22 protein-coding genes and 7 pseudogenes are annotated in these 23,762 nt (G+C 68.6%); 19 read left to right on the top strand and 10 right to left on the bottom strand.

All coding sequences use genetic code 11. The annotated features are described in order from the left end of the window. Positions 1-85: 85 nt before the first annotated feature. Positions 86-1,258 carry a S1 family peptidase gene (locus AB0I51_RS37295; RefSeq protein WP_362982819.1) on the top strand — a complete coding sequence of 391 codons (1,173 nt, stop codon included), beginning with the start codon at positions 86-88 and terminating at the stop codon, positions 1,256-1,258. Positions 1,259-1,540: 282 nt separating this feature from the next. Here AB0I51_RS37295 and arr read toward each other — a convergent pair whose 3' ends face one another. After that, positions 1,541-1,951, bottom strand: a complete 411-nt coding sequence (gene arr / locus AB0I51_RS37290; RefSeq protein WP_362982818.1) for an NAD(+)--rifampin ADP-ribosyltransferase — start codon at positions 1,949-1,951, stop codon at positions 1,541-1,543. A 178-nt stretch (positions 1,952-2,129) separates the two neighbouring features. After that, positions 2,130-2,255, bottom strand: a pseudogene (locus AB0I51_RS37285) (IS5/IS1182 family transposase); the annotation flags it as partial. A gap of 7 nt (positions 2,256-2,262) precedes the next feature. Here AB0I51_RS37285 and AB0I51_RS37280 point away from each other — a divergent pair. Further along, positions 2,263-2,487: pseudogene (locus AB0I51_RS37280) on the top strand (helix-turn-helix domain-containing protein); the annotation flags it as partial. Between the two features lie 1,006 nt (positions 2,488-3,493). After that, positions 3,494-5,518 (top strand): non-reducing end alpha-L-arabinofuranosidase family hydrolase, encoded by a 2,025-nt coding sequence (locus tag AB0I51_RS37275; RefSeq protein ID WP_362982817.1) that lies wholly within the window; start codon positions 3,494-3,496, stop codon positions 5,516-5,518. A 106-nt stretch (positions 5,519-5,624) separates the two neighbouring features. Here the strand turns inward: AB0I51_RS37275 and AB0I51_RS37270 are convergent, their stop codons facing one another. Then, positions 5,625-7,376, bottom strand: a complete 1,752-nt coding sequence (locus tag AB0I51_RS37270) for a glycoside hydrolase family 6 protein (protein WP_362982816.1) — start codon at positions 7,374-7,376, stop codon at positions 5,625-5,627. Between the two features lie 650 nt (positions 7,377-8,026). Here AB0I51_RS37270 and AB0I51_RS37265 point away from each other — a divergent pair. The 6 genes and pseudogenes from AB0I51_RS37265 to AB0I51_RS37240 all read left to right on the top strand — a co-directional run bounded on the left by AB0I51_RS37265 (position 8,027) and on the right by AB0I51_RS37240 (position 11,890). Beyond that, on the top strand, positions 8,027-9,157 hold the full coding sequence (locus AB0I51_RS37265; RefSeq protein ID WP_362982815.1) for a cellulose binding domain-containing protein: 1,131 nt from the start codon (positions 8,027-8,029) through the stop codon (positions 9,155-9,157). Between the two features lie 97 nt (positions 9,158-9,254). Then, positions 9,255-9,446 (top strand): annotated as a pseudogene (locus AB0I51_RS37260) (NPP1 family protein); the annotation flags it as partial. Positions 9,447-9,495: 49 nt separating this feature from the next. Then, positions 9,496-9,666 (top strand): annotated as a pseudogene (locus AB0I51_RS37255) (ankyrin repeat domain-containing protein); the annotation flags it as partial. Positions 9,667-9,896: 230 nt separating this feature from the next. Further along, positions 9,897-9,977 carry a tryptorubin family RiPP precursor gene (locus AB0I51_RS37250; protein WP_362982842.1) on the top strand — a complete coding sequence of 27 codons (81 nt, stop codon included), beginning with the start codon at positions 9,897-9,899 and terminating at the stop codon, positions 9,975-9,977. A 115-nt stretch (positions 9,978-10,092) separates the two neighbouring features. Further along, positions 10,093-11,139, top strand: coding sequence for a cytochrome P450 (locus tag AB0I51_RS37245; RefSeq protein ID WP_362982814.1), 1,047 nt, complete (start codon positions 10,093-10,095; stop codon positions 11,137-11,139). Between the two features lie 130 nt (positions 11,140-11,269). Then, positions 11,270-11,890 carry a helix-turn-helix domain-containing protein gene (locus AB0I51_RS37240; protein ID WP_362982813.1) on the top strand — a complete coding sequence of 207 codons (621 nt, stop codon included), beginning with the start codon at positions 11,270-11,272 and terminating at the stop codon, positions 11,888-11,890. Positions 11,891-11,936: 46 nt separating this feature from the next. Here the strand turns inward: AB0I51_RS37240 and AB0I51_RS37235 are convergent, their stop codons facing one another. Continuing rightward, a complete protein-coding gene (locus tag AB0I51_RS37235) occupies positions 11,937-12,644 on the bottom strand; it encodes a hypothetical protein (protein ID WP_362982812.1) in 708 nt (235 codons plus the stop codon). Next, entirely contained in the window at positions 12,641-13,186 is a 546-nt protein-coding gene (locus tag AB0I51_RS37230) for a SigE family RNA polymerase sigma factor (protein ID WP_362982811.1), read from the bottom strand. Before AB0I51_RS37230 ends, AB0I51_RS37235 begins: the two co-directional genes overlap by 4 nt. A 322-nt stretch (positions 13,187-13,508) precedes the next feature. Between AB0I51_RS37230 and AB0I51_RS37225 the strand changes: the two genes are divergently transcribed. Continuing rightward, entirely contained in the window at positions 13,509-13,937 is a 429-nt protein-coding gene (locus tag AB0I51_RS37225; RefSeq protein ID WP_362982810.1) for a DUF805 domain-containing protein, read from the top strand. A gap of 22 nt (positions 13,938-13,959) precedes the next feature. On the opposite strand, the gene AB0I51_RS37220 is transcribed toward AB0I51_RS37225, so the two are convergent. Further along, positions 13,960-14,550, bottom strand: coding sequence for a TetR/AcrR family transcriptional regulator (locus AB0I51_RS37220; protein WP_362982809.1), 591 nt, complete (start codon positions 14,548-14,550; stop codon positions 13,960-13,962). Positions 14,551-14,711: 161 nt separating this feature from the next. On the opposite strand from AB0I51_RS37220, the gene AB0I51_RS37215 reads away from it, so the two are divergent. Further along, a complete protein-coding gene (locus tag AB0I51_RS37215; protein WP_362982808.1) occupies positions 14,712-15,164 on the top strand; it encodes a DUF1801 domain-containing protein in 453 nt (150 codons plus the stop codon). 10 nt (positions 15,165-15,174) lie between these two features. Then, positions 15,175-15,339: a hypothetical protein gene (locus tag AB0I51_RS37210; protein WP_362982807.1), complete on the top strand. Its 165-nt coding sequence runs from the start codon at positions 15,175-15,177 to the stop codon at positions 15,337-15,339. Positions 15,340-15,400: 61 nt separating this feature from the next. Here the strand turns inward: AB0I51_RS37210 and AB0I51_RS37205 are convergent. Further along, a pseudogene (locus AB0I51_RS37205) lies at positions 15,401-15,724 on the bottom strand (sensor histidine kinase); the annotation flags it as partial. Positions 15,725-15,731: 7 nt separating this feature from the next. Between AB0I51_RS37205 and AB0I51_RS37200 the strand changes: the two are divergent. Beyond that, positions 15,732-15,899: pseudogene (locus AB0I51_RS37200) on the top strand (aldehyde reductase); the annotation flags it as partial. A gap of 62 nt (positions 15,900-15,961) precedes the next feature. Here the strand turns inward: AB0I51_RS37200 and AB0I51_RS37195 are convergent. Next, positions 15,962-16,131: pseudogene (locus tag AB0I51_RS37195) on the bottom strand (iron-containing alcohol dehydrogenase); the annotation flags it as partial. Positions 16,132-16,328: 197 nt separating this feature from the next. Here AB0I51_RS37195 and AB0I51_RS37190 point away from each other — a divergent pair. Both AB0I51_RS37190 and AB0I51_RS37185 read left to right on the top strand, forming a co-directional pair. Then, a complete protein-coding gene (locus AB0I51_RS37190; protein ID WP_043665140.1) occupies positions 16,329-16,535 on the top strand; it encodes a hypothetical protein in 207 nt (68 codons plus the stop codon). Next, positions 16,532-16,915, top strand: a complete 384-nt coding sequence (locus AB0I51_RS37185; RefSeq protein ID WP_362982806.1) for a hypothetical protein — start codon at positions 16,532-16,534, stop codon at positions 16,913-16,915. The genes AB0I51_RS37190 and AB0I51_RS37185 overlap by 4 nt, the downstream gene beginning before the upstream one ends. A gap of 191 nt (positions 16,916-17,106) precedes the next feature. Here AB0I51_RS37185 and AB0I51_RS37180 read toward each other — a convergent pair whose 3' ends face one another. Then, the gene (locus AB0I51_RS37180) at positions 17,107-17,613 is read right to left on the bottom strand and encodes a MarR family transcriptional regulator (protein ID WP_362982805.1); all 507 of its coding nucleotides are present in this window, start codon (positions 17,611-17,613) and stop codon (positions 17,107-17,109) included. Between the two features lie 115 nt (positions 17,614-17,728). Between AB0I51_RS37180 and AB0I51_RS37175 the strand changes: the two genes are divergently transcribed. Both AB0I51_RS37175 and AB0I51_RS37170 read left to right on the top strand, forming a co-directional pair. Beyond that, positions 17,729-18,862: an ABC transporter substrate-binding protein gene (locus AB0I51_RS37175; RefSeq protein WP_362982804.1), complete on the top strand. Its 1,134-nt coding sequence runs from the start codon at positions 17,729-17,731 to the stop codon at positions 18,860-18,862. Positions 18,863-19,161: 299 nt separating this feature from the next. Next, positions 19,162-20,430 (top strand): MFS transporter, encoded by a 1,269-nt coding sequence (locus AB0I51_RS37170; RefSeq protein ID WP_362982803.1) that lies wholly within the window; start codon positions 19,162-19,164, stop codon positions 20,428-20,430. A 181-nt stretch (positions 20,431-20,611) separates the two neighbouring features. Here AB0I51_RS37170 and AB0I51_RS37165 read toward each other — a convergent pair whose 3' ends face one another. Further along, complete coding sequence (locus tag AB0I51_RS37165; RefSeq protein WP_362982802.1) at positions 20,612-21,520, bottom strand: LysR family transcriptional regulator; 909 nt, start codon at positions 21,518-21,520, stop codon at positions 20,612-20,614. A gap of 132 nt (positions 21,521-21,652) precedes the next feature. On the opposite strand from AB0I51_RS37165, the gene AB0I51_RS37160 reads away from it, so the two are divergent. Continuing rightward, positions 21,653-22,636: a fumarylacetoacetate hydrolase family protein gene (locus AB0I51_RS37160; protein ID WP_362982801.1), complete on the top strand. Its 984-nt coding sequence runs from the start codon at positions 21,653-21,655 to the stop codon at positions 22,634-22,636. Next, the gene (locus AB0I51_RS37155; RefSeq protein ID WP_362982800.1) at positions 22,633-23,595 is read left to right on the top strand and encodes a cyclase family protein; all 963 of its coding nucleotides are present in this window, start codon (positions 22,633-22,635) and stop codon (positions 23,593-23,595) included. Before AB0I51_RS37160 ends, AB0I51_RS37155 begins: the two co-directional genes overlap by 4 nt. The last annotated feature ends 167 nt before the right edge of the window (positions 23,596-23,762 follow it).

Genomic DNA, 23,762 nt, shown 5'->3' with positions numbered 1-23,762 from the left:
GGGCACACCACAAACCACACACCGGAGACCGACGCCCCACCGATCCACGCCTTTTCCGCCCCGCACGGAAACGAAGGAGCGTTCCATGAGAAGCCCCACGAAACTCTGCCTGGGCCTGTCCGCCCTGCTGACCCTGGGCACCGGAGCCCTGGGCCTGACACCCGCCGCCGCGTCGCCGCCGCAGCCGACATCGGCCCAGGTCCTCTCCCCCGGCCTGACCACCGCCCTCCAACGGGACCTCGGACTGACCGCGTCGCAGGCCAGCACCAGGCTGGCGCAGGAAGCAGCCGCAACGAAGCTCGCACCCCGGGCCGAACGGGCGGCGGGGCAGACCTTCGGCGGCTCCTGGTACGACGCGGCGCACGGCACCCTCGTCGTCGGGCTCACCAACACTGGTGGTACCGCGGCCGATTCCGTACGGTCCACCGGCGCCACCGTCGTACGAGTCGCGCACAGCGCACACACCCTCGACGCCACGAAAACGGCACTCGACAACGTTGCCAGGTCGGACGGCGCCCCCACGGCCGTCCGCAGCTGGCACGTCGACCCCCGCACCAGCACGGTCGTGGCAGAGGTCAGCACGGGAGCCGAACACAGCGCGGCCGTAACAGAGTTCCTGGCCCCGGCACGCAAGACGGGACTGCTCACCGTCCACAGCGTCGCCACGGAACAGCAGCCGCAGACCTTCGCCGCGGGCACCGTCGGCGGCGACCCGTACTACATCAACGGCAACACCCGCTGCTCCATAGGATTCTCCGTCGTCGGAGGATTCGTCAGCGCCGGACACTGCGGAACACCCGGCAGCTCGGTGGTCGGCTGGGACGGCTCGGCGATGGGCACCTTCGCCGGCTCCTCCTTCCCCGGCAACGACTACTCGTACATCCGGATCGGCAACGGCTGGTGGACCGTTCCGGTCGTGCTGGGCTGGGGCACCGTCAGCGATGTCCTGGTCCGCGGCTCCGCGGTGGCTCCGGTCGGCTCATCGGTCTGCCGCTCCGGCTCGACGACCCACTGGCACTGCGGCACCGTCCTCACCCAGAACGAGACCGTCAACTACAGCCAGGGATCGGTCTACCAGCTGACCGGTACCAGCGTCTGCGCCGAGCCCGGTGACTCCGGCGGCTCGTTCATCACCGGCGACCAGGCCCAGGGCGTGACCTCCGGCGGCTGGGGCGACTGCACCGGCGGCGGCCAGACCTGGTTCCAGCCGGTCAACGAAATCCTCAGCACCTACGGCCTGACACTCGTGACGGCCTGACCCGCCGAGCAATCCCCCTACGGCCGGGCTGCGGAGACACAGCGTCACGACGCCATCAGGCCGGGCACGGCCGTCCGGCTCCCTCAGAGCCGGGCGGCCGTTGGTTGCACTTCAGGTTCAACCCCTGCCCTGCCTGCCTCCGGTGGAGTGGCCAGAGCCGTTTCCGACGAGGCCGCCGAAGGCTCGCCGAGAGGGAGTCCACGGCAATTCGAATGAGCCGGCAGCCGGAGCCGCCTGCTTGACCTCGGGTGAAAATGGCCTCACGGCCTTGCGGGACACCCTTCAGTTGATGATTTCGGCGCGATCATCCACACGGATCGCGGCCAGCCGGTTCCGCCACATCTTGAGAGCCTCGGGCGTCAGGCGCGTCCAGTCGGAGACCTCGCCGACGATCCGGAGCGGTTCTCTGCTGCGATAGGAGCGGGTGGGATTGCCGGGGAACTTCTTGTCGGTGACGTTTGGGTCGTTCTCGAACTCCCCGGTCGGTTCGACGGCATACACGCGCGGGGCCCCGTCACCGGCGGCGAGTTCGGCGGCAAGTCCCGCGCCGTCACGCAACGCGGTGAAGTAGATGTGGTTCATCACGATTTCGGGCCGATAGTTGGAACAGAAGCCAGCGGTGAGATGATCTCCGACCTGCAGCTCTGCCTTCGTGCCGTGGAAAAAGGGCCCCTCGTCCAACACCTCGTCCATCGCACCAGGCTATCAACCCAAGCCGTCGTGACGGCGAGCCGTCCAGGACGGCTCGGAACGCCGTGATCACGGCAGCCAGCAGCAAAATCACATGGTGCGGGATTCTCGGCCCACCCGGTTGTTCGTGTTCAACGGCAGGACTACGGCTACGGGAACTCCGGGCCTTGAAGACCGTGTCCTACGTGGCGAGGCGGACGAGGCGTTTGTAGCAGCGGAGGGCGCCGGCGAGGCCGAGAAGGGCCAGGCAGTTGAGGGGATTGCGCTCGTGGCGGGCGCTGAGTCTGCGGTAGCCGGACAGCCACGACGTCGGCGCCCTGGAAGCGCAGCGTCTGCCCTCCCGCACCGACGAACCGGTCGCGCGAATCGCATGCCGACTGGGTTTCTCCGAACCCACCAACTCCGGAAAGTTCTTCACCCGCCACACGAACACCACCCCCGGCGACTTCCGCCGTACCCACCAAGGCCCCCGGCGAGCCCCGTACCGGTCCCCTGCGGGCCTCCCGGACCGGGGCCTTCACTACCGTCGTGAACCCTGACCGTCCGGCCCTCACAACCACGACCTGTTCAGTCGGACTTCTGAGCGATTGTTTCGATTCAGCCGATGGCCGACTTCTCGACGGCGCGTCTTCACGCGGCGGCTTTCCAGGTGGTTCGCCGGCGCGGGTCCAGCTTCGAAGTACCGCGCCGACCCGGTATCCCCTCCGAACAACCTGCAGGAAGGGGCCACCCACCTGTCGCCTGAAGCGTCGGTGAGCCTCCGGGCGGCCTCGCGGCGCCGTCGAAAACTTTCTTTATCCGGGCCGAATGATGCGAGAGGTATTGACGCCCATCACGGGCCATCTACTATCCACAACGTCCGAACCGCCGACGAATGTTCGACATGACGAATGGCGTCAGTCGGTGGAGTCACGCACACCGCGCGAGCCGGCAAGGCAGCACGTCGGTACACACCCGATCGCAGTGCACCAGCCAGAACGAGGTGTTTGTCATGACTCGATCAACCTCTGAGTGCCGCAGAAGACGGGGAACGGCCATCACGCCATCCGTCACCACCGCTCTCCCCTACCCGCCGGCAGTCACGTACCTCGCCGGCCCCCACGCTGCACCACTCCCCCGGAGCACCGGTCCTCCCCTCGAACCACCTGGTCGGCCGGGGATCGCGCGGCTGCGTCAGAGGCATCATCCGGGCATCCTCGCCCGCCTACCGCCCGAGCAACAGGACGTTCAACCGGCTTGTCCGGACCTGCTGCGCACGCACGTCCGTCCGGAACACCCGCATCCCCCTCGCCCGCCCCCGCCCACGGGCGCCCTGGGTGTGCCGTATCCGAGTCCCGACGACACCGACTCGATCGTCGACAGCGGGCCCGAACACGACCGGTACCGGCACGGCTTCCACGCCACGAGCGCGCACGCCCCGGGGGCCAGCCAACCCGCGCGCCAAAGCCGGCATCCCCGCGAGATGTCCCGCCTCGCCGTGCGCACCACGTCACACCGCAACCCGCACCCGCACCCGCACCCGCACCCGACCGTACGAGGAGAACCGTGAACCTTCTGCGTAGACTCGGCCTGCGTCAGACCGCGGCCCTGGGCCTGCTGGCCGCCACCACACTGGTGGCGGCGGGCCATGCCACCGCCGCTCCCACCGCCGTCCGGGCCACCACCCTGGGCGCCCAAGCCGCCCAGTCCGGACGGTACTTCGGGACCGCCGTCGCGGCCGGCAAGCTCGGCGACGGGACGTACGCGACGATCCTGGACCGCGAGTTCAACATGGTCACACCCGAGAACGAGATGAAGTGGGACACGACGGAACCGTCCCGCGGCTCGTTCAACTTCAACCCCGCCGACCAGATCGTCAACCACGCGACCGCCCACGGGCAGCGCCTGCGCGGACACACCCTCGTCTGGCACTCCCAACTGCCCGGCTGGGTCAGCGGTATCACCGACGCGAACACCCTGCGGACCGTGATGAACAACCACATCACCGGCGTCATGAACCACTACAAGGGCAAGATCTACGCCTGGGACGTGGTCAACGAGGCGTTCGCCGACGGCAGTAGCGGCCAGCACCGCAGCTCGGTCTTCCAGAACCTGCTCGGCGACGGCTTCATCGAACAGGCCTTCCGTACCGCCCGCGCGGCCGACCCGGCGGCAAAGCTCTGCTACAACGACTACAACATCGAGAACTGGAGCGACGCCAAGACCCAGGGCGTCTACCGCATGGTGCGCGACTTCAAGTCGCGTGGCGTTCCCATCGACTGCGTCGGATTCCAGGCCCACTTCGGCACCGGCGGGCCGCCCGCGAGTCTCCAGACCACGCTGTCGAACTTCGCCGCGCTCGGAGTGGACGTACAGATCACCGAACTCGACATCGCGCAGGCGGCCTCGGGCGCATACACGAACACCGTCAAGGCATGCATGAACGTCGCCCGCTGCACCGGCATCACGGTGTGGGGCATCCGGGACAGCGACTCCTGGCGTACCGGCCAGAACCCGCTGCTGTTCGACAACGGCGGCAACAAGAAGCCCGCGTACAACGCGGTGTTGTCGGCTCTGGGAGGCACTGCCACCACGGCCCGCAGCGCCACGCCCCCAAGCCCCACGGCAGCGGCCGCACTGCCGTCCTCCTTCTCCTGGAGCTCCAGCAGCGCCCTGATCGCCCCGAAGTCGGACGCGACGCACACCATCGCCGGCATCAAGGACCCCTCGGTCGTCTACTACAACGGCAAGTACCACGTGTTCGCCAGCACGGCGAGCGCCTCCGGGTACAACCTCGTGTACCTGAGCTTCAGCGACTGGTCCCAGGCGGGCTCCGCCACGCACTACTACCTCGACCGCAGCGCCATCGGCACGGGATACCGCGCGGCTCCGCAGGTGTTCTACTACGCGCCGCAGCGCCTGTGGTACCTCGTCTACCAGACCGGTAACGCCTCGTATTCGACCAACGCGGACATCAGCAATCCCAATGGCTGGAGCGCCCCGCGGAACTTCTACTCCTCGATGCCGCCGATCATCGCGCAGAACATCGGCAACGGGTACTGGGTCGACATGTGGGTGATCTGCGACAGCGCCAACTGCTATCTGTTCTCCTCGGACGACAACGGGCACCTGTACCGCTCCCAGACGTCCGTCTCGCAGTTCCCCAACGGTTTCACCAACACCGTCATCGCCGCCCAGGACGCCAACAAGTACGCCCTCTTCGAGGCGAGCAACGTGTACAAGGTGCAAGGCACCAACCAGTACCTGCTCCTTGTCGAGGCCATCGGCTCGGACGGACGACGCTACTTCCGGTCCTGGACCTCCAGCGGTCTCGCGGGCTCGTGGACCGCGCTGGCCGCCTCCGACAGCAACCCGTTCGCCCGGGCGAGCAACGTCACCTTCCCGGCCGGTGCCTGGACGAAGGACATCAGCCACGGTGAGATGATCCGCGCCGGCTACGACCAGACGCTGACCATCCCCGCCTGCAAGCTCCAGTACCTCTACCAGGGCCACGACCCGGGCGCGAGCGGCGACTACGACACTCTGCCGTGGCGGCTCGGCCTGCTGACACAGACCAACTCCGCCTGCTGACCGCTCCCGGACGATCCCGCTGCCCGTGCGGCAGGGGATCCGCCGGGATCCGTCCCTCGGCAAGGCCGACGGACGGATCCCGGCGGTCACCCACCGCGTCAGCAGGTCACGACAACGGCGGGTACGCGTTCTGGATCAGCTGCTGGAACTGGGCGGAGAACCAGTGTCCGGCCAGCGGCGAGTTGGGCAGCGCGCCCGTGGGGTTGTTGCCGTTGCGCGCGTTGCCGCCGTACGTCGGGTCGCACATCCGGTCGAATCCCTTGCCCTCGTCGTTGGGGACGGCCGCGCTGTTGCCGTCGGACTCCCCCGGCGGCTTGACCCACACGTAGGCGTCGATGCCGGCGGCCGGAGCCGCTGTCGGCCGCTCCCCGATGCCTGCCCCGCTCTGGTTGCACCAGTTGCCGGCGTGGATCCGCCGGTCGACGCGGCTGCTGTCGACGTAGCCGTCCACAGTGGTCGGCGCCCCGGGACCGGTGGGCCGGGCGGTCCCACCCCAGCCGTTGCGTGAGGTGTCGATCAGCATGCCGAGTCCGGAGTCGAATCCGGACGCGACGAGCTTGCTGCGCAGTGCCTGGGCGAAGGACTGCTCGTCCACGTACTGGTTCCAGTCCACCCACTTCGACTGGCGTACGGTCTGGCCGTTCACCGTGTCGGTGACCTTGAGGTACGGCTCCTTGGTGGGGCTGTAGTTCGCAGTGTTGACGATGAAGCCGGCCACGTCGTTCACGCTCGCGCCGTTCGACGTCGCGACCTTGTGGAACTCCTGCACCGCGGGATCGAGATTGCTGTCCCAGCCGAGCCAGCCGTGGTGGGCGGCGTCGATGTAGTTGTAGACGTTGGGGATGGCACCCAGCTTGTCCAGGGCGTAGCCGACGCCCTTCTCGTAGTTGCCGTTGGACTTCATGGTCACGCAGGCGTCGGTGGTCGTGGGGGTGCCGCCGGCGTTGGTGACCAGGTTGGGCAGCGAGTCGGGCTCGATGACGGTGGCGACCCGCAGGCCCGCATACTTGGCGTCGGACAGGATCGACGCGATGGGGTCGATGTACTGGGACTTGTACTTGTCGAGGTCGTTGGGTCCCAGCTCGCCGTTGGAGGCCAGGGCGGCGCAGTCGCGGCCGGGCAGGTCGTAGATGACGAGCTGGACGACGAGATCGCCGGAGCCCTTCTGCTTCAGTGCCTCGTCGAGGTGGGCGCGCAGGCCCATGCCACCGCTCACACCGTTGATCGCGGCGATGCGGTCGAGCCAGACGGCGGTGGGCTGATCGGCGATGCGGCTGCCGCCCGGTTCGGCGGCCGCCTTGGCGGACCACTCGGGGTTCACGTACACCTTGGCGCCGGTGTAGGGGTTGTCGGCACGGCTGCCGGTGTCGCCTCCTCCGGTGCCACCACCCGTACCGCCGCCAGTGCCACCTCCGCTGCCGCCACCAGTGCCGCCACCGTTGTCGACGTTGCAGGCGACGCCGTCGAGCGTGAACGTCGCGGGCACGCTGTTGGTGCCGCTGTAGGAGCCGTTGAACCCGAAGCTGACCGAGCCTCCACTCGCGAGAGGGCCGTTGTAGCTCTCATTGGCGGCGGTGACGTCGGCACCGCTCTGGCTGAGCTTCGTGTTCCAGGCGTTCGTGACCTTCTGGTTGCCGGCATACGACCACTTCACCGACCAACTCGACTTGGCAGCCGTGTTGTTGGTGATGGTGACGGCGGCGGTGAAGCCGGTGTCCCACTGGCTCTGCACCTTGTAGTCGACGGTGCAGGGGATGGACGAGGTGGCGGCGCCGGCCTGGCCGACAAGGAACGCCGACCCCGTCGTCCCGGCGACCAGCGCCACGGCGACGAACAGCGATGTCCTGCTGTGACTCATGTGCGGGTGCTTCCTTCTCTCGTGGTGGACCTGTGGACGAAGACCGCGCGAACGGTCGCGCGAACCCCTGCCCGGGGCACGCGTGGCGTTGCGGTGATCAGTGAGCTGGTACGTCCGGTATCGCCTCGAAGACAGCGCCGTCCGGCCGGCGTTTCGGGGCCTCCGTCGTACTGGGAGGGGACGCCCGGTCAGGTGCAGGGGCGCCCGGTCGTGCGCGAACGCGCCGACCACCGACTGGGATTGCCCACGGTTCGAGGAGTGACTTCATGCCCGGCGTCTCGTGGTGGGCCTCCTGCACACCGGCAGCATCGACGCGGTTCGGGGTTTCGTCCCCGGGTTTGGCGACCGTCACGGTGCGGAGAATGTGCGGCGCTCGCGAAGTACGGCGGGGCACTCGCGGATCGGTCGACGGCGCTGCCCCGGAGTGCGCATGCCCGGTACACGCGGCCATGGTTGCCCGGACTGGGAACACCTGGTGGAACGGTGCGCGAGAGCGCGTCGCTGACTAAAAGTACCGAATGCGGGGGGTGTCGCATGAGCGAGTCCTTACAGCTTGGCGCGCCGCTACGGACGCGTCACTGATGGAACCGCTCCCACTGGTGGGGAGGAGCACCACCCCACCACCCCCCATCCCTCTGAAGAGGATCCGCATGCGTCCTTCACCGCACCATGCCCGCAGCGCGCGTGGACTGCTCGGCGCGCTGCTCACCTCGCTCGTCTCGCTCGCCGCACTTCTGACCACAGCGTCGGTGGCACAGGCCGACACCACGATCTGCCAGCCCTTCGGCACGACGACCATCCAGGGCCGCTACGTGGTCCAGAACAACCGCTGGGGCACCAGCGCCACCCAGTGCATCACCGCGACCGACTCGGGGTTCAGGATCACCCAGGCCGACGGATCCGTCCCCACGAACGGCGCTCCGAAGTCGTACCCGTCCGTCTACAACGGCTGCCACTACACCAACTGCTCCCCGGGCACCAACCTTCCCGCCCAGCTCAGCACCGTCTCCACCGCGCCGTCGAGCATCTCCTACAGCTACGTGAACGACGCGGTGTACGACGCCGCGTACGACATCTGGCTCGACCCCACGCCCCGCACCGACGGAGTCAACAGGACCGAGATCATGATCTGGTTCAACAAGGTCGGATCCGTCCAGCCCATCGGCTCCCCGGTCGGCAACACCACCGTGGGCGGGCGCGACTGGCAGGTGTGGTCCGGGAACAACGGCTCGAACGACGTGCTGTCGTTCGTCGCACCCTCGGCGCTCGCCAGCTGGTCCTTCGACGTCATGGACTTCGCCCGGCAGGCCGTGTCGCGCGGACTCGCGCAGAACAACTGGTATCTGACGAGCGTTCAGGCCGGGTTCGAGCCCTGGCAGAACGGCACCGGTCTCGCCGTGACCTCGTTCTCCTCCGCCGTCAACACGGGCTCCTCCGGCGGCTCGGGCAACTCCGGCGGCTCGACAGCCTGCAAGGTGGGATACGCGACCAGTGTCTGGCAGGGCGGCTTCACCGCCGACGTCACCATCACCAACACCGGCTCCTCCCCCCTCAGCGGCTGGAATCTCATGTTCACCCTTCCCTCGGGGCAGCAGATCACCAATGCCTGGAACGCGAACCTGCCTTCGTCGTCAGGAACTGTCACAGCGAGCAACATGGCCTACAACGGCGAGGTCACGGCCGGTGGACAGGTGACCTTCGGGTTCCAGGGCACCGCTGACGGAACCTTCGCGAAGCCCTCCGACTTCAAACTGAACGGGAGCGCCTGCACCGCCGCGTGACACACCTTCAGCCTCCGGGGTCCGCCCGTGATCCCGCCACGCCGACCGGCGGGCCCCGGAGACCGCAGGGAACACCCCTTCCCGCAAGGAAGTTCCCCTGTCGGGCAGCGCCTCCGCGGGCGTGTTGCAGAACCTTCCCGAGAGCGCCGCCACGTTCCAGAAGTACTTCGGGCCCGTCTACGACTACGACTACGACACGGACTCGTGCTATCCGGCCGCCGTCATCGACCCGGCCGGCAACCTCAACGGCGGCCTGAAGCCGACCGGATCCATCACCGGCCAGTGCCGACTACTGGACACCCGCGCGTCGGGCGGTCGAGCAGGAGGATGCAGCGGCCCTGGCCGGATTGCTTGCCGCCGACTCCGATCCCGATGAGGTCTTCAGCAACATGACACTGCTGACGCACTCGATCGATGTCGAGGGTGACCGCTCCCTGCGAAGTGGGCAGCGCTTCACTGTGCACACCACGGCCGTGTTGCCGGCCTTCGGGGCTGATCCGAAGCTCGCACCTGCGCTCGTAGCAGGTCCTTGGCTCAACAGAGGGTAGGGCGGCGAACGCCCGCACGCAGCCGACGGCGGCCAGGCGGTGCTGTCGGTTCGCCACCTCGCCTCACTGAGGACCTGTCAACTGACACTAACGGGGCAGGAGTTGACAGCGACGCGGATTAGTCACGGCGGTGGCGGGGAAGGGTTCCGCCGTTCCTGAGATTTCTTCGCGCATCGAAAAGAGGTCCTGTGATGAAGCTTCTCTTCGCCGTCCGCAACAAGGTCGCCGCTCGCAAGAGCCTGAAGGCGAGCGCCTGGTACCTCTGGTACTGAGCCTGATCTAATCGTCCCGGCCGGACACCTCCTGACATCGTTGTCCCGCGTCCTGGCGGCTTTGTGGGACGCGGGACAACGATGTCTTCCCACCGCCGACAGCCCCGGAGCGCCCATGTCCCTGTCGTCCGTGCCGAGAGCGCGCGCCACCGAGTTCGCCCCGCGTCTGGCCGCCCTGCTGCGAGACCATCCCGGTCAGGACGTGTTCCGCCTGGAGCCGGACACCGTCGGGGTGGCCGGCCCCGAGGTCGCCGAGCGCATTCTGGCCGCACGTCGCGCCACGGAAACCGAGCGACCCACGTTCAAACCGCTGCACGGACGCTCCATCACCAAGACCGAGGCTTCGGCAGTCACGCAAACCATCGGCCGTGACGTCCGTGCCGCGCTCACCGGGCCGCTGCCCGAGGACGTGGACCTGTCGGGTTCCTGGCCGCTGACCGGACACCTCTTCCTGCGCGACCTGATCCTCGGCGGCGATCCGTACCGGCTGCGGATATTGATGAGCCGCAACCTCGAACTCACCCCGAAACTCACCTGGTCCGTCATCTCCGTCGGAGCCGCGTTGCCGGGCTGGCCCCGCCCCACGCCCCGCCTCACAGGGCTGGCCGCCCGCGCGGCCGAGACGGTCGGTTACCAGAACCGCCGCTACGCGATGGGGATCTACCGGCGCGCCGCCGCCCCGGTCTGCTTCACGGTCTCCACATTGGTGGCGAACGCCCTATGGCTCGGCCATCCCTTCGAGGACGGCATGCCGAACCGGAACATCATCCAGGAGTCCCTGCGGCTGCTCCCGCCCTCCTGGAACATTCTGCGCAACGCATCTCCCGAGTACCCGGCCATCGACGACCGGATAGGCGAGGGCGACGACGTTCTGGTGCTGCCCCTGCTCCTCCACCGTGATCCCGCGCTCTGGGACGCCCCGGAATGCTTCCGCCCGGAACGCTGGAACGACCTCGATCCGGACACCGCCCCCGGCTATCTGCCCTTCGGCCACTCCTCCGAGCGCTGCTGGGGGCGGCACATGGTGATGCCGCTGGCCGAGTTGCTGCTCGACCTCGTCCGTACGTCCGGCCTGGAGGTGGACCGGGACCAGCGCGTCGGCAAGGTGCCGCTGCTCGGTCTGCTCGGCGTCGAGGACGTACGGCTGACGAAGCGTGCCTGACGCCCCCGGGAGTGCCTCCATGTCCTTCGTCGGGCGAGGCGTGGGGCTCTGCGAGCCCTCGTCGGCGGCTGGGCCGCGCTGTCGACAGCGAGTCCAACAAGGTCGCGGACGACAAGCCGGCTTCCGCCGGATGTCACAACGGCTGGTCGAGGTTGAGATCGAACTCGCGCCGCTCGGCACGTACCGGCTCCTGAACCTCCCGCCACACCACCTCGCGAAGACGGTGATCGACCCTGCCCAGATCAGGGGAGCGGGCTGGGCTTCGAACGCCACCGAACAGCTGGCCGCCGCATCGCGGTGGCCCGGCCGCTGGCGAATTCTCGACACCCTGCTCACCCGGCGACTTTGCAGCGAAACGCCCAATTCACCTGCCGCCGCCCAGGCATGGAGACTGCTGTGTGATCGTGGCGGCGCAGTGTCCTTGCGCGAGCGGACCCTGGCCATCGGCCTCGGACAACGCCACGGACAAGGACTGCTGCGCGACCACATCGGGCTGACTGCTCAAACACTCGCTCGCATCATCAGGTTCCGCAGCGCCCTGGCCGTGGCATCGACCGACCTGAACTCGCTCGCCGGCCTGGCGGGATACCACGACCAGTCCCACATGAACCGAGACTTCCGAGCCCTGTCGGGGCAGACACCACGAGAACTGCTCGACATCATGCGCCGAACACCAGCACGGCACCGCGTCGGGCGCATCCAAGCCTTCAACGACTTCGGTCTCCGCGACCCGGAAGGGCGCCCCACATGACGGATGCCTTCCCTGAACTGCCTTTCCCACAGGAGGAGTTGGCCACTCACCTGCCGGGGTCAAGTCGCTGGGCGAGGTCGTGGGCCATGGCGCTGGTGAGGTCTCCGTCGTAAGCGCCGACGATCTCGACACGGCCCACGGTGATCGAGTGGGCCGCGATGGGGGCGCCCCAGAGTCTGCCGTCCACGACGATGGCGAACTGGTTGCGCGGGGCCGGGGCCGACGCGAGGGAGCCGGTCAGCGTGGCGAAACGGGTCCGGTCGGCGGCCGTGAGGGTCACCTCCACCTGCCAGCTGCCGTCGACGGTGCCCTTCTCGGCCGTCGCCGCGGAGACGCGGACGTCGCTCATGCCGCCGGCCGAGTCGGCGTGAATGCACATCGCCGGGTGGGTCTCGGTGCGGTGCACGGTATAGCCGCCGCCGGCCGGTGTGCAGGCCCGCTCTGTCGCCGAGGTGACCGGCAGGAGAGAAATCGTGGACGCCTTTGTGGCGCCTCGTCCTTCGGCGGGCTGCACCGCGTGGGCGCGCAGCGGGTCGTCGCCCGCGACAGCCACCCAGGCGGTGGCAACCGCTGCGGCGAGGGCAACCCCGACACCGGCGCGCGCTAGCCGCTGCCGCCGCCGGGCGACCCGCAACGCGCCGTCGGCCAGGCCGACGAGATGGGCGCCGGCGTCACCGTCGCACTCCCGGACATGGGTGTGCAAGGTGTGGTGCAGCAACGTTTCGTGCAGCAGCTCCTCGGTCGAGTCGTTCATGCGGTCACGCCCCTTCCGGAGGCATTGGAGGAGGCGGACGGCCCTGCCTCGGCCAGGGTGGTGCGGAGCATGACGAGGGCCTTGCGGGTCTGACTGCGGACCGTTCCCTGAGCGACGCCCAGGATCGCGGCGATCTCGCTGTCGGGCCGGTCCTCGAAGTAGCGCAGCACGATCACCGCACGCTGACGCCTGGGCAGCCGCCGCAGCGCGGTCATGATGTCCTGCCGCTGGACGACGGCGTCGGCCCCGTTGGCGCCCTGTGCGGACGGCTGGTCCGGCACGGAGTCCGTGACCGTCTCCCACCCCCAGTTGAGCAGCCGGAAGCGATCCACCTGGGCGTGGTAGAGCGCGCGGCGCACATAGATCTCTGGCTGTTCCCGGTCACGAAGCTTGGACCAGCGTCGGGCCGTGGAGGCAAGCGCGGTCTGGAGCAGGTCCCGGCCCTGTTCCCAGTCCCCGGTCAGCAGGTAGGCCGTCTGCAGCAGCGATCTCGACCGCGCCGCCACGAACTCGTGGAACTGGCGTTCCTCGTCGGCGTTCAATGCGCCCTCCCTCGTTCCCCCGTAAAGACGGGTACGGACACGCAAACGACTGCCCTGCCGCACCAGCTTTCTCCGCCTCGTCCACCGGACAGCAACGCCGAAGGCCATGGAAGGACGCCGGCACGCCAGGCCGTGGAGGGAGGAACCCGGAGCTGCAGGCGACGGACTTCAGGCCGAGCGGCGTGCTGGTTCCGATCTTGGGGAAGGTCGGCGAGACAGTGAGCATCACCGAGGGCGTGCGGAACACCGGGCCGGGCCGGGCCGGATGGACCTCAGTTGGACGCCAGCAACCTCGACACTTTCGTGGTAACCACGGGCCGTTGTGGAACTGCACACCGCACGAGGCCGCCGCAATGCGCTGCACCTACGACGTCGTCGGCACGGACTCCAGGCCGGGCGACTTGGAGATCTGCCCCCATCTCTCAGGTTCCAGTTCTGGTGGTTCTCGGCGCTGTACATGGGAGCCGCCGCCGTGGTCGGCGGGGTCAGTTTCGCGATCGAGGCTCCGTTTCTCAGCGCCTTCCTGCTGCCGTTCCTCGTGCCGATGCCGAGCGTCTCCGTCCGCTGGTTGCACGACACCGGTAAGTCGGGGCGGGGAATGCTCATCGCCCTGATCCCGGCCGCCGGTCCCATCGTCTACCTCCTGGGCATGGCGGTGGACGGCGCCCCCGGCACCAACTACTGCCGTATCAGACAACCTTCGCCCTGTTGTGCGGTTGTGACCTGCACGTTCCTCGGATCGGGAGAGTAGGTCCGACTTGTGCGGTCGAGTCCTAATTGCTGGTTCCGTAGGCGGCCATGAACATGTCCAACAGTGCGTCGACCGCGTCCTCGTCGATGGGGCGGGTTGACAGCAAGCTGCGGTAGTACAGCGTGCCGCACAGCACCTCGGCGGCGAATTCCAGATTCGCTTCCGCGGTCAGTTCACCGGTGCGCTGTGCGCGGGTGATTCGGTCGAGGGTGCTCTGCTCGACGGTGACCAGAAATCGTTCGTGCAGGGTCGCCCGCAGCATCGGATCGGCCTGCGCCTCGGCGATGACTGCACGGTAGACGGGGCCGATCGGCGGGCTCGAGAGGGCAAAGCCCGAACGCAGGAACTGTTCGCGCAAATCCGCACGGACGTCCCCGGTGTCACGGTAGTCCAAGTCGCTGGTCCACACGCGACTGAGCGCGTCGAGAAGCAGCGCCGCCATGGACGGCCAGCGTCGGTAGATCGTGTGTTTTCCGACTCCAGCCCTTCGGCCGACCGCCTCCATGCTCAGGCCCGCATATCCGACCTCCGCAGCCAGGTCCAGGGTTACCTGCAGCAGCTCTTCGGTGCGCGCGGCGCCTCGGCGCCTCGGCGTGGCGGGCGGGTCGATCATGCCGCCATCCTAACGGCACATGGCGTGCCGTTGACAACGTCGAGGGCTGCGCGCAGTATTCAGACTCGATCGGCACGTCGCGTGCCGATGTCGGAGTGGCGGCACGTCGCCGCCCACGCGCCCAAGATCCAGCACATCAGACCCTCAAGGGGAGATCTGCCATGAGCAGCACCGAAAGCAGCACGCACGAGGGATTCACGGCCGAGGAGCGGGCCGCGATGAAGGACCACGCCCAAGAGCTGAAGACTGCAGCCCGCCGCAGCTCGCGCGCGGACAAGGCGGCGGAGGCGGAGCGGGACGTGCTCGTGAAGATCGCCGAGATGCAGGACTCGGACCGGATCATGGCTGAGCGGGTCCATGCCGTCATCACAGCCAGCGCCCCAGCCCTCGCGCCGAAGCTCTGGTACGGGATGCCCGCCTACGCGCTGGACGGCAAGGTCGTGTGCTTCTTCCAGAGCGCGGAGAAGTTCAAGGCACGCTACGCGACGCTCGGGTTCAGCGACCAGGCGAAGCTGGATGAGGGAACGATGTGGGCGGCCGGTTTCGCCCTGACCGAGGTTACGGCCGAGGTGGAGGCGCGGATCGGCGTACTCGTGAAGCAGGCGGTGAGCTAAAGCGCGCCCGTTGACCGGGCTGGGCCCGTGGCACCTTGGCGTGCTCGTCGGCCCGCTCGCCGTTCTGCTGTGCGCCAGCACCATCGTCATGTTCGACCCCGACATGATGATCACTGGCGACGACCAGGACGGCTACCGGGCGGCACCCGCGTCGCATGCAACCGACTCCTCCTAGCCCTCGCGGTAGGTGTCCTGGTCGGTGATCGGCCGGTTCGCCAACACCCTTACGCGCGAGGTCAATAGGGTTCCTGCCCCGGGCCGGCCGCGGGCAGGACCAGGCGGAAGAAGCAGCCGCGGCCGGGGGCCGTGTCGAGTTCGAGGCGGCCGCCGTGGCCCTCGGCGATGGTCGCGGCGATGGCCAGGCCGAGGCCGCTGCCGCCGGGCATGCGGGAGCGGGCGGGGTCGGCGCGGTAGAAGCACTCGAGGACGAGCTCGGCGTCCACCGGTTCGAGGCCCGGCGCTTCGTCCGCCACCTCGATCACACCGACCGGCAGGCCCTCCGGCAGCGGCGGTGAGGCGGTGGGGCGTCCGGGCCGGGCCGTGCCGCCGGTTCCAGGGCCCGCCCCGGTCGGCCCGGACGACCCGCCGTACCTGCGTCTGGTCCGCAGAATGCTCAAGGGGCAGGTGTCCGCGTGCCCACCCTTCGGGATGGGCTTCGTCGACGTGCGCGACGTCGCGGATCTGCACCTGCGCGCGATGACCGATCCGGCAGCCGCCGGCGAACGCTTCCTGGCAGGTGAACCGACGCCGCCATCGGCGCCGCCCAGTGCGCACGCCGCTCGCGCCGTGACCTCCCGAGCAGCGGCGGCGTCGTACATGGCCGCGTACGGCAGCACCACCGTGTGGGTCTCGGCGTGGGGAAGGTCGAACGCCCGCCGAGCACATGGCAGAGCTTGTGGTGCAGCGACATCGACAGCGGCCCCGGGCAGGTTCCGCACTGCCACGCCTCGTGCAACGCCTCGCCTCGCGGGAACGACGGATTCCTCCGGACCAACCAGTCGGCCCTCTCCTACCGGGCCGACGGAAGCCGTCTGTTTCAGCACACGCCGCAGCAGGTGACGGCCTCACTGAAGAGCTTGGGCGACTTGGGTTCTGCCTCTCCCCCGCCTCCGGCATTGCAGAGTTCGGTACCACGTGGGGTACCGAGCGCGGTACCTTGGATTCATGCCTGCACTCAATGTGGAATTCACCGAGGACGAGATGGCGCGGCTGCGCGAGCGGGCAGCTTTGACGGGCCGGAGTCTGAAGCAGCACGTGCATGATGTGACGGTCCAGGAGGCCGACCGGCTCGCCTTCGTGGAGGGGGCTGTCGAGGAAGCTGCCCGGGTGCTGCCCGGCGTCGTGGCCCGGTTCCCCGAAGGCCAGCGGTGAGCCCGATCATCCGCGTCGATGTCGGCTGGGTCCTGCAGATCCAGTCGGCGATCTCCCCGCTGAACGTGCCCATCGCGGACTGGGGCGCCCTGGGGTTCATGGCCGACCGGCACACCTTCGAGCGGGAACGCGGTGTCCTCTACTACGAGGAGCCCGCATCCCGGGCCGCGACCTTCCTGCACACCGCACTGCTGCTGCGGCCCTTCACCGACTACAACCTGGTCATCGGCTGGGCCTGCGCCAGCCAGTACATGCACGTCTCCGACCAGCCCCTCCGGGCCAAGGACGACGACCTGCACGAACTCGCCCAGGCCGTCCGAGCGCAGGAAGCCGACCTGCGCACGATCGCCCAACGGCTGGAGTCCTGGCGCACCCAGTGATGTACAGGACCCAGCACACGGAACATGCGGAAGCTCCGTGAAGCGTCATGACCTCAGCGATCAGCTCCGGAACAGACCTGACAGGGGCTGTGGCGTAGACCGGCGGACGCTCCCGATCACATCGACAGTTCCCGGCATGGGCGACCCCCATGACTGCCCGTCCGGCTGCTCGCCCGTATCGTGGTCCGCCCCTACCGGCGACGCCAGGGCAGCGCCTCTTCATCGTCCCGGGCCGCGTCCACATGTTGCAGTGCGGCGTTGATCGCCTCGCCGATGTCCGCGAACTGGCGGACCTGATCCGGCGTCAACGCGTCGAAGATCGCATGTCGTACGGCCTCGACATGGCCGGGTGCCACCCGTTCCAGGAGCTGCCGCCCTCCCTCGGTGAGCACGGCGAGCTGGTTGCGCCGGTTCGCGGGGTCGTCGCGGCGGTCCACGTAGCCGGCCTGCTGGAGGCGGGTCACTGCATGAGTGAGCCGGCTGCGGGTGATCCTCAGTCGCTCGGCCAGCTCCGACATGGTCAGAGCCTGGTCCGGGAGCGAGGAGAGGTGGGCGAGCAGGGTGTAGTCGGCGTGCGTCAGCCCCGCGTCGCGCCGCAGCTGGCGGTTCAGGTGGTCGGACAGGTGAGTGGAGAACTCGACATAGGCGAGCCAGGCTCGCCGCTCCTCGGCGTCCAGCCAGCGTGGCGTAGTGGGCATGGTCACATCCTACCGATCACTGTTTGAACCTTCAAACTAACCGACGTAGCGTGCTGCACATCGCAACGTTTGAAACATCAAACGATTGCCTGCAAAGGAAAGGCAGCACAACGCCATGCAGCACAGGAACAAGCTGATCGGCGCGGCCATCGCCACCGCCCTGGCCCTCACCGCCGTCACCACGACCGCCATGGCCGACACCCCCACGCACCGGCCCTCCACCGCGAGCGAGCAGGACCAGCTCCAGACGCTCCACAAGGCGGCCAGGGTCGAGGGCGGCAAGGTCACCGTCTACATCGGCGGTGACGCCCCCGGCCAGTGGGACAGCCTGGCCGCCGCGTTCCACCAGCAGTTCCCGGACGTCCGACTGCACCTGGTCACCGACCTGAGCAAGTACCACGACGCCCGCATCGACAACCAGCTCGCCACCGGCCACCTCGTCGCCGACGCCGCGATCCTCCAGACCACCCAGGACTTCGACCGCTGGAAGAAGCAGGGCGACCTGCTCAAGTACAAGCCGGTCGGATGGGACAAGGTCTTCCCCAACGCCAAGGACAGGGACGGCTACTACACCGGCGTCTTCTACGGCGCCTTCTCCTACCTCGTCAACACCAAGCAACTCCCCACGAGGGAAGGCGACTTCAAGGCCACCGACCTGCTCAAGCCCGCCTTCGAGAACAAGCTGATCCTGACCTACCCCAACGACGACGACGCCGTGCTCTTCGGCTACAAGCAGATCGTCGACAAGTACGGATGGAACTACCTGGCCCAACTGGTCAAGCAGAACCCCAAGTTGATCCGTGGCGTCCCGGGATCGGCCGCCGGAGTGGCGAGCGGCGACTACCTCGCCTCCGTCGCCGTCGGCGGGGACACCCGCCCCAACGGCACCCAGGTCTTCTCCGACTCCGAGCGCTTCAACTCCTGGGCCCAGCGCGGCGCCGTCTTCAAGAACGCACCCCACAAGGCCGGCGCCAAGCTCTTCCTCAGCTGGCTCGACTCCCAGGCCGTACAGAAGAACGCGATCGCCACCTGGACCTGGTCCGTCCGCAAGGACGTCGCCCCGCCGGCCGGCCTCAAGCCCCTGGCCTCGTACAAGAACACCGACCCCGACGCCTTCGCGAAGTTCATGAGCGACCGCGCCGCCGTCGAGCGCTTCCGCTCCCAGGTCGAGCTCTACTTCGGTCAGGTCAAGGGCGCCGACCCCGGCGACCCCGACGGAACTCTCGGCCGTACGCCCGGAGCGTTCTGACCCCTGCTCAGACCGGACCCGGAGCGGTTCCACCACGGGAACGAGGGTGGAACCGCTCTGCGGCATGCCCTGGTGACACCCGGGGTGTACGGACAGCTCATCCATGGTGTGGATGAGCGGGATAGCGGATTCGGATCGCGGAGAGGATGGCGACCGGGGGCCCGACGACCCATAGTCGTCCCTACCCGCACGCTGCTGTCCGGACCAGTCGGCCGGTGTGCGGCCGTCCCCGGCATGCCGTGCGTCGTCGGCGCCCGTTTCAGGCATGCCCGCTCCCGTACACCGTCCCTGGAGTCGCCATGCCCGGTTCCGTTCCGCCCCCGTCTCCCACCGCGGTCGGCGATGCCCCTGCGTCCTCCGTCCCCGTCTCGGGCCCGGCTCATCTGCTGCGTGTGACCCTGCTGATGGCGGGCAGCTGCCTGCCGATCCTGGGGGCGGTGCTCATCGCCCCGGTGCTGCCGAAGATGCAGGACCACTTCGCGTCCGTGCCGGGAGCCAAGGCGTTGGTGCCGCTCGCGCTGACCGTTCCGGCTCTGGCACTGGCTGTATTGGCCCCGTTCGCCGGCGTGATCGTGGACCGGTTGGGCCGCAAGCGGCTGTTGATCGTGGCGACCCTGCTGTACGCGGTGTTCGGCACCGCGCCGCTCTGGCTGGACTCGCTGGGGGCGATCATCGCCAGTCGCGCCCTCGTCGGTGTCACCGAGGCCGCGATCATGACGTGCTGCACGACACTGATTGGCGACTACTACTCGGGTCACCGGCGGGTGAAGTACCTCGCCCTGCAGACCACGTGCGCCTCCGCGTCGGCCACCGTCTTCTTCGTGCTGGGCGGAGCCGCCGGATCCGCGGGCTGGCGTGTGCCCTTCTGGGTCTACGCCGTGAGCCTGGCGCTCGCCCCGCTGATGGCCACCGTCCTGACCAACCCGCCGCCCCACACGGCCGCGGAGAAGACCTCCGCCGGAGTCGCACTCCAACATGGCTTCCCCTGGCGGCAGTTGGCGGGTATCTGCGCCCTCACCTTCTTCGGAGCGATGGTCTTCTACACCGTCCCGGTCGAGATGTCGTATCTGCTCGACGACCTGGGAGTGGAGAACTCCGGCGTGATCGGCCTGGCCACCGCGCTCGCGAGTGCCGCCACCGTGGGCGGTGCGGTCACCTTCGCCCGCCTCAAGCGCTCTCCCGACCCGATGCTGCCCGCCGTTCTCGCGGTCTGCGCGGCCGGCTTCGGGATGATGTTCCTGGCGGGGAACGCCCCGCTGCTGGTCCTCGGGGCCGTCGTCAACTGCGTGGGCACCGGCATGCTGCTGCCCGCCCTCCTGACCAGTGCCATGTCCCGGCTGGCGTTCGAGGACCGGGGCCGCGGCACGGGTTTGTGGATGACGGCCTTCTTCGGCGGCGAGTTCGTCTGCCCGCTCGTGCTGCTCGCCGGGGAGTCGGCGGTCGGCAGCCTCGCAGGTGCGGTCGGTGTGCTGGGGCTGTTCGCCGTCCTCGTCGCGGCAGGGCTGTGGGCGTCCCGGCGCCGGGCGGGCACGGTCGATCCCCGACCTCTGCCGGAGCAACTGGCCTGACCTCATACAGATACGGCAGAGCAACCGTCGCAGGGGCGCGGGGAACCGCGCGACCAGCCACGAGCAGGCCGCAGCCGCGTCCCCAACGGGTTGCGAATGGGCGGGTGCTTCTTGTTCGTGGACGCCCACCCGGCGGGGCCGGACATCGACGGGGCTCGACACCCCTTACGGCGCCGCTCGGCTACCGCTCCATGAGCGTCGCCCCGACCTCCCCGGCCTTCCGGCGGAGCCAGATGTGGGCGGCGTCCTGGGCGTGAACCGGGTGCCACCACATCGCTTCCTGCACGGGCACCGCTTCGAAGGGACAGGGCAGGACCCGTACCGCGGCCGAGTTGACCGCCCGGCGGGCGAGACGCTCCTGGATCATCGCGACCCTGCGGGTGCCCTCGACCATGTGGGGCAGCAACTGGAAGGTCTGCACCGAGACCTCCACCCGGGGGCTGATGCCGATCATGCTGAGCTGGCGGGCGGCCGGGGCGTCGTAGGGGCGCTGGTAGACGGCCCAGGGCAGGCGGGCGAGCTGGTCGAGGGTAAGTCCGTCGCCGACATCGGGGTGGTCGTCGGCGACCATGCACAGCCAGCGGTCCTGGTGGAGGTCGACGGCCGGGAAGCCGTCGATGATGCCGTGCGGCAGCAGCAGACCGTCGACTGTGCTCAGCACCGTGGCCGTGTTCTCCACCGCGGCGGGCGTCGAGTGCTGGAACGCGAGCCGGATGCCGGGCGCTTCCCGGTGCAGGGCGCGGGCGAGCGCGGAGCCGAACACTGCGGCGCCGTAGTCGGAGGCGAGCAGGGTGAACTCGCGGCTCTCGGCGGCCGGATCGAAGTCGGCCTGGCTGGCGAAGACCCGCTCCAGCAGGTCGCAGGCGGTGGCACTGCGCTCCCTCAGGGCCACTCCGAGCGGTGTCAGTTCGTAGGCGTTGCCGGTGCGGGCGAGCAGTTCGTCGTCGAAGTGGCGGCGCAGCCGGGACAGCGCGGCGCTCATCGCGGGCTGGCTGAGCCCGACGCGCTCGCCGGCCCGGGTGACGTTGCGCTCCTCCAGCAGCGCACGCAGCGCGAGGACCAGGTTGAGGTCGAGTCGGGACAGGTTCACCAGGCACCACCAATGCGAGACCTTTTCGAGCAGGAACCATCCACGTCATGGATGTGCCACATCCACAGGATCTATTTCCGTGATTGGTCGATCGAGGCCACAGTAGACCGCAACCCAGCAGGAGGAAATCTGATGGCAACGCTCACGCAACCTGCCGGCCCGTTCGCGCTCGGCACGTTCTCCGCCCAGGACCGTGACCCGTTTCCCGGCCTCCTGGCGAAGGAACGCGTACTTGACCTGAGCAGCACCCTGGACTGGGCACCGTCCAGCCTGCGCGACGTGGTGGAACGGTGGGAGGAAGCCCTCCCCGCCCTGCACTCCTTCGCGGACGACGACACCCTCGACTGGCGGCCCCTGGTGGAACTGCGGGTACACGCCCCGATCGAGCCCCGCCAGATCTTCCAGTCCGGCGCCAACTACCGGCAGCACGTGATCGACCTGGAGGTCGCCCATCGCTCCCCCGACGACCCACGCACGGTCGAGGAGGCGCGCGCGGAGATCGCCGCGGTCATGGACCACCGGGCCGCCGAGGACCTCCCGTACGTCTTCATCGGCCTGCCGAGCGCCGTCACAGGCCCGTACGACGATGTCGTCCTGCCCTCCTGGGCCCAACAGCCAGACTGGGAACTGGAGTTGGCAGCCGTCATCGCCAAGCCCGCCCACCGGGTGTCCGTGGAGGAAGCCCTCGACCACGTCGCGGGGTACACGATCGCCAACGACCTCACCGACCGCGCCACCGTCTTCCGCCGGGACATGAAGGCCATCGGCACCGACTGGCTGCGCAGCAAGAACGCTCCCGGTTTCACCCCGCTGGGCCCATGGCTCGTCCCGGCCGGGTCGGTCGCGGACCCCGGTGACCTGCGGGTCACTCTCAGGCTGAACGGCGAGACCATGCAGGACGAGTCCACCAAGGACATGCTGTTCGGCGTGGCGCGACTGGTGTCGTACGTCTCCCAGAGCGCTCAACTCCTCCCGGGGGACCTGGTGTTGACCGGCAGCCCGGCAGGCAATGGCATCCACTGGGGTCGGCTGCTGCGCGACGGCGACGTCATGGAGGGGTCCATCACCGGCCTGGGCGTGCAGCGCACCCGTTGTGTGGCGGAGGTGCCGGCGTGAGCCCGGACCGCCACGACCCGGAGAGCGCTATCGCCGAGGCCGCCAAGTCGTACTCGAACTGGGGGCGTTGGGGCGATGACGACGTGCTCGGCACCCTCAACTTCCTCGACGGGGCCAAGCGCCGAGAGGGGGCCGCACTGGTCCGCCGGGGCGTGAGCTTCTCGCTCTCGCAGTCCTTCGACATGGACGGCCCACAGAAGGGCTGGCGCCGGCGCACCAACCCGGTGCACACCATGCTCGACACCGGCACCGACGCCGCCCTAGGCAACCAGGGCTTCCCGCACGGCATCGGCGGCGCCGACGACGTGATCACGATGCCGTTGCAGTGCTCCACACAGTGGGACGGGCTCGGGCACATCTTCGACCACGGCAAGGCGTGGAACGGCCGGGCGGCCGAGAAGGTCGTCACCTCCGACGGCGACCTCGTCACCGGGATCGAGCACATGGCGCCCTACGTCGCCGGGCGCGGGGTCCTCCTGGACGTGGGCCAAGTCATCGGCGTCGACGGCGAGTTGACCGACGGGTTCGCGATCACGGAGGAACATCTGACCGCGACCACCGAAGCCCACGGCGTGAGTGTCGGCCGCGGTGACATCGTGCTCGTCCGCACCGGACGGCTCGCCCGCGCCCGTCGGGAAGGCTGGGGCGAGTACGCGGGCGGACCCGCACCCGGGCTGTCGTTCACCACCGCCGGCTGGCTGCACTCCACCGAGATCGCCGCGATCGCCACCGACACCTGGGGCTTCGAGGTACGGCCCAACGAGTTCGACCACGCCTTCCAGCCGCTGCACCAGGTCGCCATCCCCAACATCGGCCTGCTGATCGGCGAGATGTGGGATCTCGACGCGCTCGCCGCCGACTGCGCCTCCGACGGTCTCTACGAGTTCTGGCTGACCGCCGCTCCTCTCCCCATCACCGGAGCGGTCGGCTCCCCCGTGAACCCCATCGCCGTCAAGTAACCCATTCCGCATCGCCGTCAGGTGACCCGTTCAGCCGCCGGATGCGCCCTTCCCCAGCAAGCGGCGTATCCGGCCCGCACCCCCGTCCCCACTCCTGGCCCGCACTCTCCTGCGGGCGAGCCGCAATCCCGCCGCCCGAAGCCGCGCGGCCCAACCCGGGAGGTATC

The sequence above is a fragment of the Streptomyces sp. NPDC050549 genome, assembly GCF_040655035.1.
In the GTDB taxonomy this organism is placed as follows: domain Bacteria; phylum Actinomycetota; class Actinomycetes; order Streptomycetales; family Streptomycetaceae; genus Streptomyces.
This window is presented reverse-complemented; position numbering and strand designations above follow the sequence as displayed.

What these genes read in the sequence shown, in the direction of transcription:
- AB0I51_RS37240 (WP_362982813.1), top strand. Translation starts at nt 11,270, where the DNA reads ATGTCACAACGGCTGGTCGAGGTTGAGATCGAACTCGCGCCGCTCGGC.
- AB0I51_RS37180 (WP_362982805.1), bottom strand. Translation starts at nt 17,613, where the DNA reads ATGCCCACTACGCCACGCTGGCTGGACGCCGAGGAGCGGCGAGCCTGG.
- AB0I51_RS37270 (WP_362982816.1), bottom strand. Translation starts at nt 7,376, where the DNA reads ATGAGTCACAGCAGGACATCGCTGTTCGTCGCCGTGGCGCTGGTCGCC.
- AB0I51_RS37175 (WP_362982804.1), top strand. Translation starts at nt 17,729, where the DNA reads ATGCAGCACAGGAACAAGCTGATCGGCGCGGCCATCGCCACCGCCCTG.
- AB0I51_RS37295 (WP_362982819.1), top strand. Translation starts at nt 86, where the DNA reads ATGAGAAGCCCCACGAAACTCTGCCTGGGCCTGTCCGCCCTGCTGACC.
- AB0I51_RS37250 (WP_362982842.1), top strand. Translation starts at nt 9,897, where the DNA reads ATGAAGCTTCTCTTCGCCGTCCGCAACAAGGTCGCCGCTCGCAAGAGC.
- AB0I51_RS37235 (WP_362982812.1), bottom strand. Translation starts at nt 12,644, where the DNA reads ATGAACGACTCGACCGAGGAGCTGCTGCACGAAACGTTGCTGCACCAC.
- AB0I51_RS37190 (WP_043665140.1), top strand. Translation starts at nt 16,329, where the DNA reads ATGCCTGCACTCAATGTGGAATTCACCGAGGACGAGATGGCGCGGCTG.
- AB0I51_RS37215 (WP_362982808.1), top strand. Translation starts at nt 14,712, where the DNA reads ATGAGCAGCACCGAAAGCAGCACGCACGAGGGATTCACGGCCGAGGAG.
- AB0I51_RS37245 (WP_362982814.1), top strand. Translation starts at nt 10,093, where the DNA reads ATGTCCCTGTCGTCCGTGCCGAGAGCGCGCGCCACCGAGTTCGCCCCG.
- AB0I51_RS37160 (WP_362982801.1), top strand. Translation starts at nt 21,653, where the DNA reads ATGGCAACGCTCACGCAACCTGCCGGCCCGTTCGCGCTCGGCACGTTC.
- AB0I51_RS37220 (WP_362982809.1), bottom strand. Translation starts at nt 14,550, where the DNA reads ATGATCGACCCGCCCGCCACGCCGAGGCGCCGAGGCGCCGCGCGCACC.
- AB0I51_RS37170 (WP_362982803.1), top strand. Translation starts at nt 19,162, where the DNA reads ATGCCCGGTTCCGTTCCGCCCCCGTCTCCCACCGCGGTCGGCGATGCC.
- AB0I51_RS37265 (WP_362982815.1), top strand. Translation starts at nt 8,027, where the DNA reads ATGCGTCCTTCACCGCACCATGCCCGCAGCGCGCGTGGACTGCTCGGC.
- arr (WP_362982818.1), bottom strand. Translation starts at nt 1,951, where the DNA reads ATGGACGAGGTGTTGGACGAGGGGCCCTTTTTCCACGGCACGAAGGCA.